Origin of the sequence: Burkholderia sp. Bmkn7 (genome assembly GCF_041103175.1) — a bacterium.
Lineage (GTDB): Bacteria > Pseudomonadota > Gammaproteobacteria > Burkholderiales > Burkholderiaceae > Burkholderia > Burkholderia cepacia.
This window is the reverse complement of the sequence record NZ_JBGCUH010000001.1, coordinates 1,223,571-1,241,242: the sequence shown is the minus strand read 5'-3', so window position 1 is coordinate 1,241,242 and position 17,672 is coordinate 1,223,571. Positions and strand designations below refer to the sequence as shown.

The following is a 17,672-nucleotide window of genomic DNA, read 5'->3' as shown; positions in this document are numbered from 1 at the left end:
AAAGCTGACGGATGAAGGTTGGCGATGCGGTGCAGGCGGCGCCCGGCGGATTTTCTCGTGTTAACTACCAATGAATCCCGAATTGTGAGATTTGTATAATTCTCCCGTGGCGCTTCGACTGGCCGTGCGCATGCATGGCGCCGCCGATTACAGCCGCGAGCAACGCACGCGACTGCCGATGCATCTCCACCTACCGGGAGCGGTCCATGTCCGAGTCACCCCCTGCCGTCTTGTACCGCCGGATCGCGCTGCGCGTGATTCCGTTTCTGTTCGTCTGCTACGTCATCAACTTCGTCGATCGCGTCAACATCGGGTTCGCCAAGCTGCAGTTCCTGCAGGATCTCGGCTTGAGCGAAGCCGTGTTCGGCTCCGCGACGGCCATTTTCTTCATCAGTTACGCCGCCTTCGAGGTGCCGAGCAATCTGGTGCTGGCGCGCATCGGCGCGAGCCGCACGCTGATGCGCATCATGGTGCTGTGGGGCCTTTGCACGGTGGCGCAGATGTTCGTGACCGGCAGCGTGTCGCTGTACGTGGTGCGTTTTCTGCTCGGCGCCGCCGAGGCCGGCTTCTTTCCGGGCCTGATCCTGTACCTGTCGTACTGGTTTCCGGACGCGGTGCGCGCCCGTGTCAACAGCATGCTGCTGCTCGCCGTTCCGGTTGCTGGAATGATCGGCGGACCGCTGTCCGGCTGGATCATGGCGCACATGCAGGGCGTGATGGGGTTGCGCGGATGGCAATGGCTGTTTCTGATCGAGGGATTGCCGGCCATCGCGCTCGGGCTGGTTGCGCCGCTGATGCTGAGCGACCGGCCGGAACAGGCGGCATGGCTGTCGTCTTTGGACCGGCAGGCGCTCTTGCGCGATCTGGACGCCGAGCGGGCCTCGGCCGTGGTCGGCCATGACCGGGTCGGCGTTGTCGACATCGTTGGCAACGGTCGCGTGCTGGGGCTTGCCGCGATCTATTTCTGCATCTACGTCGGAATGGGGACGGTGACGTTCTGGTCGCCCACGGTGCTGAAGTCGGCCGGGGTGTCGAGCGTCTCCGGAATCGGCTGGTTATCCGGGTTGATATCGGTGTTCACGATGATCGGAAACGTGGCGATCGCATGGAGTTCCGACCGATTTGGCGAGCGCCGGTGGCATACGGTGGTCTGCATGCTCGTCACCGCGTGCAGTCTACTGCTCCTGCGCTTCTCGGTCGGCCACGTATGGATCACCGTGGCCTTGCTGGCGACCGCGCAGCTGTGCGCGTTCACCGTGCCGATCGTTTTCTGGACGATTCCGGCTGCACAACTGACCGGTCGCGCGGCGGCGGCGGGCATCGCGGTGATCAGCATGCTGGGTTCGCTCGGCGGCGCCTTCAGTTCGTGGCTGGTCGGCCTCCTGTTTGCGCGTACGGGGACGCCGCATGCCGGGCTCGGGGTAGTCGCGGGGCTACTGGTGGTCGGTTCGGTGCTCGTGACGAGCCTGGTGCCGCGCACTCTGCCGCCGCGCCGCGCGGCGAGCGAACGGGCGTGTCTCCGTACAAGCCGGGGAGGTCGAGCGTGCTAGAGGACAAAGACACAAGGCGGCTCGTTGCTCACGGGGAACGCATTCAAAAAAGTGGCGTGCTCGGAAAATCGTCGCAGATCAATCGTCTTTTCGAATTACTGCTCGAACGTTCGCTGGCCGACGCCGCACCGAAGGAAATCGAGATTGCGCAAACGGTCTTCGGCAAATCCATCGACGTGGATCTTGCCGCCGATGCGACCGTGAGGGTGCATGTCCACCGGCTACGGAAGAAACTCGAGGAACTGCCACCGGACGAGCATGGTGAACGCCTGGCCCTTCCGCGCGGGGAATATCGGCTCGTCGTCGTTCCGCCGGCTGCGGCCGAGGCAGACGAACGTGCCGCACCGCGCCGCCGCCTGCGACGCGGCGCCTGGATGTGGTTCGCAGGGGGCGCCGTGCTTCTCGCCGGGCTCAATCTGATTTGCTGGAACTGGTTCGCAGGCAATCCCGCCGGAGACGCTCGCCTCGGGACCAATCTCTGGAGTGCGCTGGCGGGGAGCCATATTCCGACTCTTGTCGTTTATGGCGGCGATTATGTTTTCGGCGAGCTGGATTCCGACAACGAGGTTTCCCGCCTGATACTCGACCCCCGAATTCACTCTGCGGATGAGTTGGGTCAGTACCGGTTGCGGACCTCGGGCGCGAATCAAAAATATATCGACTTGAATACCTACACCCTTCCTGAAGGTGTGGCGCCGGCTATGGCTGCCATTACTCCCATCATTGCGACCGCGCGAGCCGGTGAGCTGCCGTCGCTGCAATCCATCGCGATGTCGCGCTTCACCAACAACATGTTGCGGACTCACGATCTCGTCTATGTCGGTTTGCTGAGGAATCTGGCGGACCTGAAAGAACCGCTTTGCGATATCTCGGGTTTCTCTCTGTCGGACGACGGCGATACGCTTGTCGATCGGGCGAGCGGGAATCAGTTTCAATCCGACTGGGACAACCCTTCGACCGAGGGGATTATGCGCCGCGACTATGCATATATAGCCAGCTTTCCGGGCTCATCGGGAAATCATATCGTCGTTATTGCTGGCACCAGGGATCCTGCGCTCATGGAGGCGATACATGTTGCGTCGAGTAAATCCGAACTGGACAAGCTGAAGAAGAGTCTCGGCTCCGATAACACGTTCGAGGCACTGTATGAAGTCCGTACATTCGGACCGTCGAACGTCGGTAATAAGCCGGTCATTGTTCGCCATCTGAAGGTCGGCCAGATGTGGCCTGTAAGAGAAAGCGAGCTTGCGCCCAAGAAAGCCGGAGCCGGCGAACCCGCAAAACCAAAATAAAAAGTTGCGCTGCGTACGGTGATCCCTGGAGCCGGTCCGGGCTCGAGATCGTGGTGAACATGCGGGACGCACCTGTTTCGACGGCGATCCGGATGTGCTCTCGATGCCGCATCGAGATTGAATGCCCGATACCGCGCCGTCTTCTGTTTCTCCACCCGTTCCTCCCGTTTCGAGACGTCGTTATTTCGGCTGGGCCGAACCGGTGCGCGCCGCAAGCGAGCGGAGCAGAAGAGCGGGCGCAATGCACGCCGGAGTCGATATGCCCGCGATACGCAGGCATCCGCGATGCGATGAAATCGGGTTTACCCAGGGAATTGCAGTTGTCCGGTCACGCGAAAACACCAAAAAACGTTCGTTAACCGTTCGTCCACCGTTCGTTACTGGCCGGTGGGAGGGCGGCAGACCACCATGAACGCACTATCCCGACGGCCGCGTCTTCCTTCTGTGTCGAACAGGCCGCGGGCATAGACGGTACCTGGCAAGCGCGGCGTGCGCGACTCGCGGCCCTGCCCTGGCTCGTGACAATATGCAATCCCGGAGACGAAGATGCTAAATGAGATATGGAGCTCGGTTGCTGACTTTTATGACCCGACCATCGGAATGCTGCGGCAGTGGGCATGGGGTCTTCCGATTTATTTCGTGGTAGTTGCATGGGTCGCGTTCCTGGCAAGAAAAGAACGAGAGCCGGTGACGTTACGGGCGGTGGTGAGGTCCGTATTTCCGAAGGACCAGTACGATCACGCGTCGGCTCGCGTCGACCGATGGAACGGCATTATTCTTCTGGCGATCGGTTTTCCACTTTCTGTATTCGTCGCAATCAATGCGATATCGGTGGCGGACAATCTGGCGGGTTTTCTGGCGACGTATTTCGGGGCGAGAGCGCCTCTGATGCACACCGACTGGAAAATGGTTGCGGTTCAGTTTGCTATCTATTTTCTGGCCCTGGATTTTTCCGGCTACTGGGTGCACCGCTGGTGTCACGAGGTTCCCGTCCTATGGCCACTGCACAAGCCGCACCATACGGCCGAAACGCTGACGCCATGGACGCTCTTTCGTCAACACCCGGTCGAATTCTTTTTTCTGAACACGATTCCGTCGTTTTTCGCCGGCGTGATGCTGGGCTTGCTGCTTTACGCCACCGGAACCGCTGTCAATCCGGGAACCGTGACCGTGATCGGAATTCAGGTGTACGTTTCCTTTTTTGTCGTCGACACGATGTCTCACGTACACGTGCACGTTTCGTACGGAAACTGGGTGAATCGTATCGTGCTCGCGCCTGTCATGCATAACCTCCATCACAGCATCGAGCTGCCGCATCGAGATAAAAACTACGGGGTGATTTTGACGGTCTGGGACTGGATGTTCGGAACCCTTTATCTGCCGAAAAAGAACGAAACATGGCGCTGGGGGCTGAATGAAGTGGAGTTTGGGGAAAAAAATCCTCACAAAACCCTGCGAGGTTTCTATCTCGAGCCATTCGTTTCGTTCTGGCAGGGTTTGCTTCAAATCGGCGCTCGCCAGGATACCGTGACGCCGACCCACGAGTGAGTTTTCGCCGACGGGCGGATATCCAGGCCGCACGCACGACTCGATATCGAACAGAGTCGCGCGTGCTCGTTAAAAAATCACCTTTCTTGAATATGCCAAAAGTTACCTATATCGAAGCGAATGGCGACGAGCACGTCGTGGTCGCGCCGGACGGCGCCAATGCAATGGAGACCGCACTGGAAAATGGAGTGCCGGGTATCGACGGCTTTTGCGGCGGCCAGGCCTCGTGTGCGACTTGCCATGTCTATGTCGACGAACCCTGGCTCGGCGTGACCGGCAAAGCCGATCCGGCGATCGAGCTTGCCCTCCTCGAGCCGTTGGGTGCAACGCAGGAGAACAGCAGGCTCGCTTGTCAGATCAAGTTGACACGAGAATTGCACGGCCTGGTGCTGAGAATGCCCGAGAAGCAAGGCTAGGCGGCTATCCCGAGCCTGTTCCTGACGGCTCGGCGCGCGTACTTCGACGGAGTACGACGGCGATGAACCGGGGCGCGAATGCGAATCTTCGTGTTTCGTGCCCGTTCGTGCGCGTTGTGCATCGACGGGGGCCGCGGCCGGTTCGGCGATCGGAGACGCGCTCGCGTGGGCGTCTCCGATTGCCTGTCGGCGAGACACGCTCGTCATCCTCTTCAACGCATTCGGAGTCCGTACTGCCCGGCAAGTGATCCACCTCGTCGAACATCGTTCCGGCTGCGCGATTGTCGAAGCGACGGTTTGCCGGCGAACGTCGTCCTCGACAGCCGGTTCCGGTGCGCACGCCGCACGCCGTGCGCCGATCCGGTTCAAACCCGTGGATTGCCAGGGCGTTTCCTCGGGAGACAACTTTGACATCCTCACAAAAAGCGCCGCTCGTTATCGTCGGTGCCTCGTATGCCGGAACTCAACTCGCCGCGGCTGCGCGCGAACTGGGATTCGATGGACCTATCGTCCTGATCGGAGACGAGCCGCACGCACCCTACCAGCGCCCGCCTCTTTCCAAGGGCCTGCTCACGGGCAAGACCGGCATGAGCCAGCTCGCGCTGCGCAGCCCGGATTTCTATACTGAACAATGCATCGATCTGCGCGTGGGGCAGCGCGCTACAGCGCTGGATCTGGCCGCGCGCAGCGTGCGGCTGGCGGACGGCGAGCATCTCGAATACGGCTGGCTTGCTCTCGCGACGGGCGCGCGCTGCCGCCCGCTTCCGGTTCCCGGTGCTGAGCTTCAGGGCGTGCATCAACTGCGCACGCTCGACGATGCGCTGGCGGTGCAGCGCAGGCTTGGCGGTTGCTCGAGCGCGTGCATCGTTGGCGGCGGGTTTATTGGTCTGGAGGTCGCGGCCGCGCTGAGCTCGGCTGGAACGCGGGTTACCGTGGTCGAGAGCCAGACTCGCCTCCTCGCGCGCGCCTTCCCGGCGTTCATGTCGGACTATGTCGCGCATGCGCATCGCCGGCGCGGCGTCTCGCTGGAACTGGGCCGCAGCGTACGGGCGCTGCTGGGCCGTCAGGGTAGCGTCGAGGCAGTCCAGTTCGACGATGGCCGCACGTTGGATTGCGACTTGGTCGTAACAGGGATCGGCGTATTGCCGAACACGGAGCTTGCCGATGCCGCCGGCATCGCCTGCGACGACGGCATCCTTGTGGATGCGTTGGGCCGCACCTCGGTGCGGAACGTACTGGCCGTCGGCGACGTGGCCAACATGACGCAGCCGCCTTTCCCGGGTAGTCCGGCCAGAATGCGGTTTGAATCTATCCAGGCCGCCAGCGACGGCGCGCGCGCCGCGGCCTCGGTGCTGGTCGGTCGGCCTCAACCGCTTTCGGCCGTACCATGGTTCTGGAGCGAGCAGCACGACCTGAGATTCCAGATGGCCGGTCTGCCATCGTCCGGAGACCAGGTGGTGTTGCGCGGTGCACCCGCCAGCGATCGCTTTACGGTGTTCTACCTGCACGACGGTGCGATGGCGGCTGCGCATTCCGTGAACCGGCCGTCGGACCACGTGCTGGCGCGCAAGCTGATCGCCCAGCGATCGCGTATTCCCGCTGCGACGCTGGCCGACCCGACCGCGGATCTCAGATCCATGATCGACGCCGGACAGGTGAATTGAGCGTCATTTTCGGGGTACACCGGGCGCCTCGCGCACGCGAGTCACCGGTCGTATGTCGGCCATCACGTGAATCCGCGTGCGCTCCGGCAGCGGATTCGGTCGCGGAAGATGACGAGCAGGGTGGTGGCCGCAGCCGTCGGAATGGGTGCGAGGCACCCTGCATCGCGGTCGGGCTCGGAGATCGGACCGCGCCGGCTCGTCCGGCTTCTATCCGTCGTTCCGAACCGGTCTTTTGGTATGCGAAGGCAACTCGCCGAAGAGTGCCAGGTAGTCCTCGGCGAAATGGCTCAAGTGGAAGAATCCCCATCGGGCGGCGGCGTCACCGATCAGGAGTTTGGATGGATGCGTCGACATCAGGCTTCGACGCACGCCGTTGAGCCGCACGGACCGAAGGTAATTCAACGGCGTCGTTCCGGTCACGGATCGAAAGCTGTTCTGCACGGTACGCCGGCTGACCTGCAGTTGCCGGCACAGCTCCATCACGCTGGGAACCTTGACGCTCTCTGACATGGTCAGGTGATGACATTTCTCGACGATGAAACTTTGGGTGGAACTGCCGTTGCGTTGACGTAGATTGCAATCCGGGCTGCTGATCAGTCGAATCATTTCATGAAGAACGAATTGCTCGAACGCGCCTTCGTCATGCTGGATGGTGCCGCCTTCGTCGTCGACGAACGCCTCGGAAAATATCGCAAGCAGGCGACGGCGGCACGCGTTCAGGCTCTGTCTGGGCAACGTGATGACGGGTTGCTTGAGGAGCGTGTTGATCGCGTGGGCGTTCGCAACGGTCGATAGTGCCGATTCGAACATATCGCGATCGAAGTTGATCGAGAGCATGTCCATGCCCGTTGGCATATGAAACATGAACTCCTCGCCGCTACGCAGGAAGAGAACGCTGTTGCAGTCTGCCTTGCGGCCTTGCATGACGACCGGTCCGGACGCCGAAATCGGTATGGCGAAGCAAATCTTTCCCGACGGAGCTTCGCCGTGTTGAACGACGCGCTGGTTTATCCGTTCCCGGAAAAGGTGGCAGCGCGCGCTTGCAAGTTGCATCAGCGAGCTTTCGAGCGAACCCGCCGATATCTGGCTGTAGGTTTGATTCCAGTGCTTGATCGACGCGGCGTGGGCATTCACGTCATCAAATCGGTCGATGCTCTTCATGACAGGAAACCTCGACGGGGCGGCGAAGGACGTGCGTAGGGCGACTGATCGTTTTTTTGGCAGGAGAAATTCTGCGAACAAATCGTGTGTTATCCCAGCGGGGGAAACCCGCGGATGTCGAGCCGGAACGCGCGAGCCCGTCCGCCGGTCCGATGACTCCGTCAAGTTCGGCGTGTCGAGGCGCCGTAAGCGGTTGCGACTGCCACGAAGTCCGATGTCGGCGATGCGATGTGCGGCGGGGTGATCGAAGATTGCGCTAGAAATTCGCGACGATCATCAGGTTGGCATAGAAGTTTGCGGCTGCGCTGCCGGTCTGGTTTCCGCCGTTTGCAGCGTATTTTCGCGGTTTGTAGACACCGAAGTTCGGGGAAAACTGGAGATGCTTGGTCAGAGCCCAATCCAGATAGAGTGTCAGCTTGGACGCGTCGAGATCGAGGGTCGAGCGATTGGACAACGTCCGGAAGTTGAAATACATCAGGGTCACGGTAAATTTTTCGGACGGGTGGACTGTGAGCCCGACGTCATGGATGCGCGTATTGAAGTTGTATGAAAACGAATAGTTGGATGCGATTTCACCCTGGTAGCGATCGCCGAATCCACCCTGGAACAGCGAGTCGAAATCCTTCGAATAACGCGTGTAGCGATAGCTCAACGACGGCTGCCACCGGACATTCCGGAACGTATATCCGGCTTCGGCATACCACCCGTTGTCGTTGCCGGATCGTTTGGTTTGGTATGCATATTCGAACGCGAAGTGCGTATTGGGGATCCCGGCGTCACCGTCGCCTCGAATGCTGTACGTGTTCATCCCCGGGCGATCGAGGCGGCTTGGGGTACTGACATATCGCTTGTCGATGCTGATGCCATGGACAAAGGTGAGCCCGAGCGTTCCCGGCTGGGCCGTATAGTCCAGGGTGCCTACGGCCAGCTCGGTATCGGCTTGCAGATGATTGTTCGATTTGAGCCAGATTGCGCTTCCATGCCATCCGGTGTCGCCGCCCAGTCGCAGCACTGCGGTTCGCGAGAAAGCCACGCGCGATGCCAGATAGTAAGCGCCGCCGCGATCGTAGCGGCCGTCGTCCACAGCTCTGCCGGCACTGACTTTGTCTCCTTTGATCAGGAAACCGGAGCCCACGTTGACGTACTGGCTGCCGGCGGAAATGTCGATGCCGTCCTTTCCCATTGCAGGAATCGAGTCGCCGGATTTCCAGCCGAGGTAGGCGTCCTCGAGCGCGTTGCGGCGTTCGCGGCCGGTCGTAAAGCCGCCGGGGTCGCCGTCTCCCCACGTGGCGGAGCCGAGAAGACTCACGGCCCCGTAGATCGACCCTGCGCCGGGGATCGCCGTGCCGCCGCTCAAGCCATACTTCAGAAAGCCTTCCTGCCATCGGGTTGCGCCCGGACGGTCGATATAACTGCGCTGGACACTGAAGAACCCGTAGCCCACGCTCAGATTCGCGTCGATGTTCGTGCTCCCGTCGTTGTAGAACTCGTATGCGCTTGCAGGCGACGGAAATGTGCCGATGACGATCAGCGCCGGAAACAAAATTCGGATAACGGAATACATGAAATTGTCCTGAAATGTGCGGCGCACTGGAGTTTTTCTGCACACGGTGTGCCCTGCGCAGCGCGCGCTGTCGACGGGAGACAGCGCGTCATTGAAGTCGTCACGAGCACCGCGAATCGCGGGTTCGAGTGTTCAGTCGCGATGCCGTGCGGTGGTAGCCCAAATCAGCACAAAGTACGAGGGTCGGGTGCAGGCGGCGATGCGAAACGTGGCGGCGCAATCGAGCCGTTGCCGTTGGCGGTTTCCTTTCGCGAGGGTATTCCCCCGGTTCCGTATGGAGTTGCCATTTCTGGATAAACCGCTGTCTGGAGACGCTGTTTAATGACTTGCGTCGAGCCGCCGACGGGTGTGCTCCCCTGGTCGACCGTGCAGCGGGATGGCGGCAGGGCGAGCTGGAATCGCGGAGGCACCGCGCCGCATGAAGGAAAAGCCCGCGCGGGAGTACCGCTCATCAGCGAATAAGAGATGCCGGAAACGGAAGGGTGGCGCTTTCGTCGAAGCGTGGCGTGGGATGCCCGAAAGACATTCGTGAAGCGACGCCGTGGGGCACGTGTTTCGCGCAGTGACCAGGCTCATCAACAGTGGAAATATTCACATGCACCGTCTGATAGAGAAAGCCCGATACGTTGTCTTGATGGGAGTTTGGATCGTGGCAGGTACGGCCGCACCGGTTCGCGCGGAGGTCCCGCAAATGCCCACCGTCGTCGAAGTTCCACCCTCCGGTAAGCTGCCTCTGTCGTCGGCTTCCCGCCCTGGAACCGAATATATCGATCTGGCCAGATACGGGTACACCGAGAAGGAATACTACCTATCCGGTATCGCCCCGGTCATTACCGCGACGGGGAAGACGATGTTCCAGGCGCCGTACCTGACACGGATTCTCGTCCGCGCACCGACCGACCCGGCCCGCTTCAATGGAACCGTGATAATCGAGCCGTTCAGCTGGTTCGGAGAGCGCGGCGCCGGCTGGATCCTTACCCGGAAATATCTGCTGAGTCGCGGATACGCCTACGTGGGATACACGCTCAATAGCAACAAGCCGGCGGTCGATCCGAAGTTCATATCGGACACGCCGAAGGAGCAGGCGGACCAGATCGCGTTGTATGGAAACATCGTCAATTTCGACTTCATGCGTCGCTTCGACTACGCGCGTTATGCGCCGCTGGGCGTGTATTACGATCCCGAGCATTTCGTGCTGGGCAACGTGCCGGACCCGTTCATTCCGCAATCGCAAGGCATCGGTGCGCAATTGGCGCTGATGCTGAAGTCCGATACGCCGCAAAGTCCGCTCGCGCCACTGAAGGTTCGGCGGGTCTATGTCGATAGTTGGGCCGTGACGGCGCAAGTATGGATGGACTATCTCGACCAGGGGCGTCACCAGCAATGGCGGATGCCTGACGGTCGTCCTTTGATCGACGCGTACATGGCGGGGCGCATGGCCTATGGCGAGGTGGGGGGCGAATCCATTCGCGTTCCGCGCAAGATGCCGGACGACGCACCGTTCGTGACGGTCTTCAGCGAATCCGAATTGATGCACGATGTGCTCGCCGGTATTCCGCTGCCGCCGGACACCGACAGCCCCAAGCTTCGTTATTACGAAGTGACGGGCATGCCGCACTTGCGAAAGGCCGATCTCGGCACGGGTGAGAAGGAGTGGGTGGCCGCCGATATCGGCAAGGGTAACGATCCGCGTTGCCGAACGCTCTATGACGAGCCGGTGGAGGACGTCGTATCGGCAATCCTTGACGGGATGGATAGATGGGTGCGGAACGGCGAGACCATGCCGAAGGCGCCGAGGGTCGTCCGCAACGGAAAGGCCGTGGTGCGCGATCTGGTAACTGGAAACATGGAGGGGGGAGTCCGTCCACCCTGGATTCAGGTGCCGTCCGCGACCTACATGACCGACCAGGAAACGGGTTGCGGTCTGATCTACGACACGAAGATTCCGTATTCGAAAAGCAAGATGAGAAAGTTGTACGGAAATTACCAGAACTACGAGCAGGAATTCGAGGCGGCGAAAGCAAAGTCGATCAAGGAGCGTTATCTTCTGCCGGACGATGCTGCTGCGCTTCGGCCGATTGCGCAACCCGGGGACTTCTAGCAGGCTGTTGAAAAACGCCTCGTTGTGACGACCGAGGCGCTACTTAAATGGGTTTCGTATGCAATTGGCCGTTGAGTCGCTGGCGGGTCGTGCCGGATGCCCCGCTTGTCAGCGGGCCGACCGACGCGTTGCCGCGCAACGGCTGCGCAGGAGCGGCTCGCCGTTCCACTCCCAGCGGCATCGATTCCCGTATTCGAGCTATTCGAGTTAGGTTGCTCGCCAGCATCGTCAGCTTGAAGTGCTGGTCGACCCGTTTGATGCCGCGATACGCGGACTGCCAAATCCGGCCGACGGTCTTGCACCAGCCAAAGTGCTCTTCGATGCGCTTGCGAATCACTCGGCTGATGCCATTACCGGCGTGTCGCGAGGTGCGGCCGTCGATCGTGCAGGCACCTTGAGAAGTCTGATCGAGGTCGCGAATCACACCGGGACGAGCAATCCTGGCTTGATCGTCGCAGCCGATCCCGTGACGGAGTCGCGCTACAGTCACCACCGATTCGTGACGGGGTATACCGGGATGCGGAAGGGACGTAACGGGTGCAGACCATGGTCTGCACCCGTTTTCATTTTCCGTTGACCTTCCCGAATCTTCCCGGCCACTGACCAGGCTGATCGGGAGCGTGGAAACATGCACTTCCCATCTTCTTGTCATCGTTGAAAATCATTCAATCGCAAAGCCAATTATCAAGATCGACCCGGGGGCAACAAAATACGACATCGCACCCTCGTACAGGCATGAGCCATGCATTTCGACCACGCCACCATCGTTACCGATGACATCGACGGTACCCGTTGCTTTTTCGATGAGGTTGTCGGTCTCGATACCGGGCCCCGACCGCCGTTCAGCGTGGACGGCTATTGGTTGTACCTCGATCGTCACCCGATGATTCACGTTACGCGCGCGACGCTTCCTGCGCAGAAAGGTCGTAGCACACCGCGTATCGATCATATTGCGCTGCGCATCGACGCGCGCCGCGAATGGGAGGCGTTGATCGAGCGGCTGACCACCAGACGGATCGACTACACATTGAGCGACGTGCCGCTTTCCAACGAGCGACAGCTGTTCGTGTCCATTGCTCCGGGCGTTTGCGTCGAGTTCGTGACGACACTCGCAAGCAATGATCAAGGCGATATCAAGAATGCTTGAATCGGTATGTCGGACTGTGACGCGCAGATCGAAGGCTGGCGTAACGTGGCAGAAGCGGTGCATGCAGAGGGCGCGCGCATCTTTTTACAGCTTTGGCATGCAGGCAGGATGTCGCACCCGGCTTTCCACGATGGTGCGTTGCCGGTAGTGCCATCGGCGGTGGCGTTTGAAGGACAGATTCTTAACGGAGGAAACGGGCGATGAAACTCGATGATCAAAAGGTGTTGGTGGTTGGCGGAAGCTCCGGGATAGGTGAAGCGACCGCACGTGCATTTGCGGAGGCCGGAGCGACAGTGACGATTGCATCGCGCGATGCGGCCAGGCTGGCGGCGAGCAAAGACAGGATCGGTTATGGCGTGAGCACCGGCGTAATGGACATTACCGACGACGCGAGCGTCCGTGCATTTCTCGATTCGGCGGGCGAATTCGACCACGTTGTCGTATCGGCCGCCCAGACAGCCACGGGGCCGGTGCGTGGTCTGGCGCTTGACGACGCCTATGCGGCGATGGACAGCAAGTTCTGGGGAGCGTATCGCATCGCACGGGCCGTCCGCATTCGGCAAGGCGGTTCCCTGACGTTTGTGTCGGGCTTTCTGAGCGTGCGGCCGAGCAAGAATTCGGTCTTGCAAGGCGCGATCAACGCAGCGCTTGAATCGTTGGCGAGAGGCCTTGCGCTCGAACTTGCACCGGTACGTGTCAACACGGTATCCCCGGGCCTGATTGCGACACCTCTCTGGTCGAAGATCGATGCGGAAGCGCGCGACCGGATGTACGAAGGCGCGGCGGCGCGATTGCCGGCCGGTCGAGTTGGACAACCCGAGGACGTCGCGAACGCCGTGCTCTACCTCGCGTCGACTCCTTATGCGACGGGTTCGACGGTGCTGGTAGACGGTGGTGGCGCGATCGCGTAGCACCCTGCGTCGGGACAACCCGGGCGTGCGTGGATCGTACCGATAGTCGGTCAGTTCCAGTCGCTTCAGCTGGTACCGCGCGTCCGCGTTTTCGCGGAATTCCTTCGTGAATCACTCACGTTCGTCCGGAGTTGGGGCGAAGGGGAGTATCCGCCTCCTGAACAGCCGTTCCGCCTACGCAACAGGCGTGTTCAGGATGCCGTCAGCGCTGTCGAATACGCGGACGACGGGACGGCTCCGACATGCGTACCGAATCGCCGCCTGGCGTTTCCAGGCCGGACGAACGGATCGTTTGCAACATCGCTTCTTCAAAACATTCCATGGCGGGGGTAAAGGTCCTGCCGCGGCGCCAGCGCAACGCAGCGATGCGCGCCAGGCTGTCGTCCGAGATAGTCGTCGTTTCGATTCGCGAGCCGGCCTGCACTGCCAGCGGGCTCGCGATTGTTGCGTAGCCGGCATGCTCGACGAGCCGTATCAGCGAATCGACATTGGCAGCCTCCACGCGAACGTCCAGCGCAATGTTTGCATTCGCACATGCGGCGTCGATTTGCCCGCGCATGGCGAATGTCCGATTCAGCAGCGCGAGCGGCTGGCGCGCAACTTCTTGCAGGCTGACGGTCTTTCCGGCTCTGCGACGGGTAGATCGCCGGACGAGCGCCAGCCGTTCCGTGAACAACGTTCTCTGCTCGATGTCCGCATTCGACAAGTGAGAGAACGACACGCCGATATCCAGTTCAGTTTCGATCAGCCCTTGATCGATCGCCGCGGCCGGGAGTTCGTGAACGGACACGCGCAGCTGAGAATGCCGGGCGAGTAGCGTCGATATCGTCGGTATCACGAGCGATCTTGCGTAGGTGTCGATCGCACCAATGCGCAATGTGCCGTGAACTTCGAGCGAGCGGTTCCGGACGTTGGCAAGCGTCACGTCGAGTTTTTCCAGGATCGGCTCGACTTCCGCGAACAGGTCTGCTCCCGCTTGAGTGAGCAAAATGCCGCGACCCACCCGATCGAACAGCGTCACGCCGAGCAGATCCGCGAGCTCACGAAGGTGCTGCGAAAGTGCCGATTGAGTCAAATGCAGCCGGGCTGCCCCGCGGGTCACGCTGCCCGAGCGCGCGACCGCAATGAAGCTGCGCAGCAGGCGAAGATCGATGGCTGAATACATAACAGGGGCTAATGAATCGATACGCAAAACATAAATTTACATCAGGTGATCCGAATCCTAACCTCTCACCCACGCATTCTTTCAACAGAGGTGAAGCCATGCCGCACCTGATCATCGAATCCACGCCCCGGATTGCGAGACTGATCGATTTCCGATCCTTGACGAGTACGTTGCACGAACGGCTCGCGGCACAAGGACATGCTTTGCTTGCCGAATTGAAGAGCCGCATCTATACGGCCGAACAGTTCTTGTCCGGAGATGATCCGACAAACGAATTCGTCGTCGTCAGGCTGTTGCTGACGAAGCCCAGGAGCGAGCCGGTACTGCACGAAATGGGGAGGCTGATTCACGACGTCGTGCGAGACGACGTCGAGCGTATCCAGCCGGAATTCGGCTGGCAGTGCTGCGTACTCGTCTGCGATTTCAGCGGCGCGCCGTACATCAAGACCGTTCGTGACGGGACCCACGCCGAGACGGGGGCTTCTGCATGACGTGGCACGTATCGACAACAATTCATGGAGACTGAAATGGACATCATGCGCAGCACCGGGTGTGAGACACCCGACGAACGAAAAGCAATCTCGGCAGACTCGTCGCCTGCGGATCTCGACGCACTTTATCGACGCATCGGTTGGAAGCTGATGCCGTTGCTTCTGGTGGCTCAGGTTCTTGCGTATCTCGACCGGGTTAACGTCGGAGCCGCGAAACTGCAGATGGCAGGTGATCTTGGATTGAGCGACACCGTCTACGGTATCGGCGCGGGCATATTCTTCGTCGGCTATTTCTTGTTCGAGGTACCGAGCAACCTCATGCTGCATCGTGTGGGCGCGCGCGTGTGGATTGCCCGCATCATGGTGACCTGGGGGATCGTTTCGGCCGCTGCCGCGTGGGTACATTCTCCCGCCACTTTCTATCTGCAGCGGTTGATCCTTGGCGTAGCGGAGGCCGGATTTTTCCCTGGCATCGTGCTGTACCTGACCTACTGGTTTCCTGCTCACCGGCGCGGCCGGATGACGACGTTGTTCATGAGCGCGACGGCGGTCGCAGGCATTGTCGGCAACATGCTGTCGGGTTGGATCATGACGAATCTCGACGGATTCGCGGCGCTGTCCGGATGGCAATGGACGTTTGTAATTGAAGGCTTGCCGACGGTCGTCGTGGGTCTCGCCGTGCATTATCTGCTACCGAGCCGCCCGAACGATGCCCGCTGGCTGTCGCCGGAAGAGGCGGATGCGGTGTTGCAAGGCCTCGATGTCAATGCAGGTCGTGCCGAAGAGACGCAGCGCGCATCCAGGTTGTCGGCATCGGAGATGGTGTTGCTGACGACGATTTATTTCCTGCTGCTCGTCGGTCTGTACGGAATCGGCTTCTGGCTTCCGACGCTCGTGAAGGACACGGGTCTGACGAAACTGTCATGGATCGGCGTTTGCAGTGCGATTCCGTATTTGATCGCGGTGCTGGCGATGAATGTCGGCGCACGTAGCGCGGACCGTGCGGGTAACTGGGCGGCCTATGTCGTAGGCGGCGCCGGTGTGGCATCGGTCGGTTTCATTTTGAGCGCATCGTTCAGCGGTGCTCTGCCGGTAGTGATCGCGGGGCTTTCACTCGCCGCCGCGGGCACGCTGACCGCATTGCCTCTGTTCTGGCATCTGCCGACCATGCGATTGACCGGCACGGCCGCGGCGGCGGGGATTGCGACGATCAATTGTTTCGGAAACCTTGCGGGCTTCGCCGGACCAATCGCGTTCGGGTGGTTGAAAGACCGTCATCACGATGCGATCGGGCCGACCATGTTGCTGGCACTGAGTGCTTTGGCGGCTGCGTTACTCACCGTCATTTACCGGCGGGTGGCGAGGCATTGACGAGACGCATGCCGAGTTTGCCTGACCGGTTTCGGTGAGATCCGAATTTTTTGGTCTGGATTGAAAGTCTATTCATTTCAAGGCCCATTTTCAAAATATGGGCGTTTGCCGAGAATTCATTCCACGCGCACGGTTTGGCGCGACATTCAATATCTGTTCATTCGTCATCACGCACCGCAATGCGGTGACAGAGACGCGCTTGTGCGTCGTGAGGAGTTCAACTATGGCAATTCAGGTCGATCAAACGGATCGTGATTCAATCAATCAGGCGCCGGATCAGCCGACGCGCCGTTCCTTCCTGACCAAGGCCGGTGTCGGCGCGGGTGCTTTCGCCGTCGGTGCGATGCTTCAAACGGCACAGGTCGACGCGCAAACGAGTCATTCCCAATCGAACGCGGTCGCTGCGCCCGGGCGGGGAGAATTCTGGCCTGACGGCGCGCGGCTGGTCATTTCAATCTCGATGCAGTTCGAGGCGGGCGGGCAGCCCCCGAAGGGGGCCGACAATCCGTTCCCGAAGGTCGATTTCCCGGCGAGTGTCCCCGCCGATCTGGCCGCCGAAGCGTGGTTTGCGTATGGATATCGCGAAGGGATTCCCCGGATGCTGGATCTCTGGGATCGCCACGACGTGAAGGTGACGGCTCATATGATCGGCGAGGCGGCGAAGCGGCATCCGGAGATTGCTCGGGAGATCGTGGTGCGCGGCCATGAGGCTTCGGGCCACGGGCCGACGTGGAACTCGCAGTACGCGATGTCGCGGCCACAGGAACGCGAATTCCTGATCCAGGCGCGATCGATGGTGGAAGAGGTGACCGGTCAACGCCCGATCGGCTACAACGCGAACTGGCTGCGACGCGGCCCGAACACACTGTCGTTGCTGCAGGAGCTCGGCTACGTCTATCACATCGACGATACGAGCCGTGATGAGCCGTTCATCGAAAAGGTCAACGGCAAGGATTTCGTTGTGGTTCCGTACACACTGCGCAATAACGACATCCTGCTGGTCGAGGGCCGGAATTACTCGCCGGAAAAATTCCTCGAACAGATCAAGTTCGATTTCGATCAGCTGTACGAAGAGGCGGGATCGCGTCGACGCATGATGTCAATCAGCGCGCATGACCGTATCAGCGGAACGCCGCAGATGACACGTGCATGGGACGCGTTTCTGCGTTATGCGAAGAGTCATCCCGGCGTTGCGTTCATGCGCAAGGACGACATTGCACGGTTCGTCCTGAAAAGCCCGATTACGGTACGCGAAAGCGAGACGATCTAGGGTACTGCCCGAGCGGCTGCG

The 17,672-nt window shown here is 60.4% G+C and carries 14 protein-coding genes and 2 pseudogenes; 12 read left to right on the top strand and 4 right to left on the bottom strand.

Features of this window, described 5'->3' with window-relative positions:
* The first annotated feature begins 206 nt into the window (after positions 1 to 206).
* The 5 genes from AB3K92_RS05550 (at position 207) to AB3K92_RS05530 (ending at position 6,470) form a co-directional block, all read left to right on the top strand.
* Positions 207 to 1,550, top strand: a complete 1,344-nt coding sequence (locus tag AB3K92_RS05550) for an MFS transporter (protein WP_369464607.1) — start codon at positions 207 to 209, stop codon at positions 1,548 to 1,550.
* Positions 1,544 to 2,842 carry a hypothetical protein gene (locus AB3K92_RS05545; protein WP_369464606.1) on the top strand — a complete coding sequence of 433 codons (1,299 nt, stop codon included), beginning with the start codon at positions 1,544 to 1,546 and terminating at the stop codon, positions 2,840 to 2,842. Before AB3K92_RS05550 ends, AB3K92_RS05545 begins: the two co-directional genes overlap by 7 nt.
* Before the next feature lie 546 nt (positions 2,843 to 3,388).
* Entirely contained in the window at positions 3,389 to 4,390 is a 1,002-nt protein-coding gene (locus AB3K92_RS05540) for a sterol desaturase family protein (RefSeq protein ID WP_051392171.1), read from the top strand.
* Positions 4,391 to 4,452: 62 nt separating this feature from the next.
* Positions 4,453 to 4,806 carry a 2Fe-2S iron-sulfur cluster-binding protein gene (locus AB3K92_RS05535; protein ID WP_021157738.1) on the top strand — a complete coding sequence of 118 codons (354 nt, stop codon included), beginning with the start codon at positions 4,453 to 4,455 and terminating at the stop codon, positions 4,804 to 4,806.
* 407 nt (positions 4,807 to 5,213) lie between these two features.
* Positions 5,214 to 6,470 carry an NAD(P)/FAD-dependent oxidoreductase gene (locus tag AB3K92_RS05530; RefSeq protein ID WP_369464605.1) on the top strand — a complete coding sequence of 419 codons (1,257 nt, stop codon included), beginning with the start codon at positions 5,214 to 5,216 and terminating at the stop codon, positions 6,468 to 6,470.
* Positions 6,471 to 6,677: 207 nt separating this feature from the next.
* Here the strand turns inward: AB3K92_RS05530 and AB3K92_RS05525 are convergent, their stop codons facing one another.
* The gene (locus AB3K92_RS05525) at positions 6,678 to 7,631 is read right to left on the bottom strand and encodes a helix-turn-helix domain-containing protein (protein WP_369464604.1); all 954 of its coding nucleotides are present in this window, start codon (positions 7,629 to 7,631) and stop codon (positions 6,678 to 6,680) included.
* 256 nt (positions 7,632 to 7,887) lie between these two features.
* A complete protein-coding gene (locus AB3K92_RS05520; RefSeq protein ID WP_369464603.1) occupies positions 7,888 to 9,195 on the bottom strand; it encodes a hypothetical protein in 1,308 nt (435 codons plus the stop codon).
* 691 nt (positions 9,196 to 9,886) lie between these two features.
* On the opposite strand from AB3K92_RS05520, the gene AB3K92_RS05515 reads away from it, so the two are divergent.
* A complete protein-coding gene (locus AB3K92_RS05515; RefSeq protein WP_369464602.1) occupies positions 9,887 to 11,296 on the top strand; it encodes an alpha/beta hydrolase domain-containing protein in 1,410 nt (469 codons plus the stop codon).
* A gap of 178 nt (positions 11,297 to 11,474) precedes the next feature.
* On the opposite strand, the pseudogene AB3K92_RS05510 reads toward AB3K92_RS05515, so the two are convergent.
* A pseudogene (locus tag AB3K92_RS05510) lies at positions 11,475 to 11,678 on the bottom strand (transposase); the annotation flags it as partial.
* A gap of 360 nt (positions 11,679 to 12,038) precedes the next feature.
* On the opposite strand from AB3K92_RS05510, the gene AB3K92_RS05505 reads away from it, so the two are divergent.
* The 3 genes and pseudogenes from AB3K92_RS05505 to AB3K92_RS05495 all read left to right on the top strand — a co-directional run bounded on the left by AB3K92_RS05505 (position 12,039) and on the right by AB3K92_RS05495 (position 13,354).
* A complete protein-coding gene (locus AB3K92_RS05505; RefSeq protein WP_059621536.1) occupies positions 12,039 to 12,443 on the top strand; it encodes a hypothetical protein in 405 nt (134 codons plus the stop codon).
* Between the two features lie 18 nt (positions 12,444 to 12,461).
* Positions 12,462 to 12,620 (top strand): annotated as a pseudogene (locus AB3K92_RS05500) (alkene reductase); the annotation flags it as partial.
* 23 nt (positions 12,621 to 12,643) lie between these two features.
* Positions 12,644 to 13,354, top strand: a complete 711-nt coding sequence (locus tag AB3K92_RS05495; RefSeq protein ID WP_226205501.1) for an SDR family oxidoreductase — start codon at positions 12,644 to 12,646, stop codon at positions 13,352 to 13,354.
* 202 nt (positions 13,355 to 13,556) lie between these two features.
* Here AB3K92_RS05495 and AB3K92_RS05490 read toward each other — a convergent pair whose 3' ends face one another.
* A complete protein-coding gene (locus AB3K92_RS05490) occupies positions 13,557 to 14,519 on the bottom strand; it encodes a LysR substrate-binding domain-containing protein (RefSeq protein WP_257251628.1) in 963 nt (320 codons plus the stop codon).
* A gap of 98 nt (positions 14,520 to 14,617) precedes the next feature.
* Here AB3K92_RS05490 and AB3K92_RS05485 point away from each other — a divergent pair, with 98 nt between their 5' ends.
* From AB3K92_RS05485 to AB3K92_RS05475, 3 genes are all read left to right on the top strand, one after another.
* On the top strand, positions 14,618 to 15,010 hold the full coding sequence (locus AB3K92_RS05485) for a 5-carboxymethyl-2-hydroxymuconate Delta-isomerase (RefSeq protein WP_060377045.1): 393 nt from the start codon (positions 14,618 to 14,620) through the stop codon (positions 15,008 to 15,010).
* A 36-nt stretch (positions 15,011 to 15,046) separates the two neighbouring features.
* A complete protein-coding gene (locus AB3K92_RS05480) occupies positions 15,047 to 16,381 on the top strand; it encodes an MFS transporter (protein WP_369464601.1) in 1,335 nt (444 codons plus the stop codon).
* A 223-nt stretch (positions 16,382 to 16,604) separates the two neighbouring features.
* Positions 16,605 to 17,651: a polysaccharide deacetylase family protein gene (locus tag AB3K92_RS05475; protein WP_175925356.1), complete on the top strand. Its 1,047-nt coding sequence runs from the start codon at positions 16,605 to 16,607 to the stop codon at positions 17,649 to 17,651.
* The last annotated feature ends 21 nt before the right edge of the window (positions 17,652 to 17,672 follow it).

What these genes read in the sequence shown, in the direction of transcription:
- AB3K92_RS05550 (WP_369464607.1), top strand. Translation starts at nt 207, where the DNA reads ATGTCCGAGTCACCCCCTGCCGTCTTGTACCGCCGGATCGCGCTGCGC.
- AB3K92_RS05540 (WP_051392171.1), top strand. Translation starts at nt 3,389, where the DNA reads ATGCTAAATGAGATATGGAGCTCGGTTGCTGACTTTTATGACCCGACC.
- AB3K92_RS05525 (WP_369464604.1), bottom strand. Translation starts at nt 7,631, where the DNA reads ATGAAGAGCATCGACCGATTTGATGACGTGAATGCCCACGCCGCGTCG.
- AB3K92_RS05520 (WP_369464603.1), bottom strand. Translation starts at nt 9,195, where the DNA reads ATGTATTCCGTTATCCGAATTTTGTTTCCGGCGCTGATCGTCATCGGC.
- AB3K92_RS05515 (WP_369464602.1), top strand. Translation starts at nt 9,887, where the DNA reads ATGCCCACCGTCGTCGAAGTTCCACCCTCCGGTAAGCTGCCTCTGTCG.
- AB3K92_RS05505 (WP_059621536.1), top strand. Translation starts at nt 12,039, where the DNA reads ATGCATTTCGACCACGCCACCATCGTTACCGATGACATCGACGGTACC.
- AB3K92_RS05495 (WP_226205501.1), top strand. Translation starts at nt 12,644, where the DNA reads ATGAAACTCGATGATCAAAAGGTGTTGGTGGTTGGCGGAAGCTCCGGG.
- AB3K92_RS05490 (WP_257251628.1), bottom strand. Translation starts at nt 14,519, where the DNA reads ATGTATTCAGCCATCGATCTTCGCCTGCTGCGCAGCTTCATTGCGGTC.
- AB3K92_RS05485 (WP_060377045.1), top strand. Translation starts at nt 14,618, where the DNA reads ATGCCGCACCTGATCATCGAATCCACGCCCCGGATTGCGAGACTGATC.
- AB3K92_RS05480 (WP_369464601.1), top strand. Translation starts at nt 15,047, where the DNA reads ATGGACATCATGCGCAGCACCGGGTGTGAGACACCCGACGAACGAAAA.
- AB3K92_RS05475 (WP_175925356.1), top strand. Translation starts at nt 16,605, where the DNA reads ATGGCAATTCAGGTCGATCAAACGGATCGTGATTCAATCAATCAGGCG.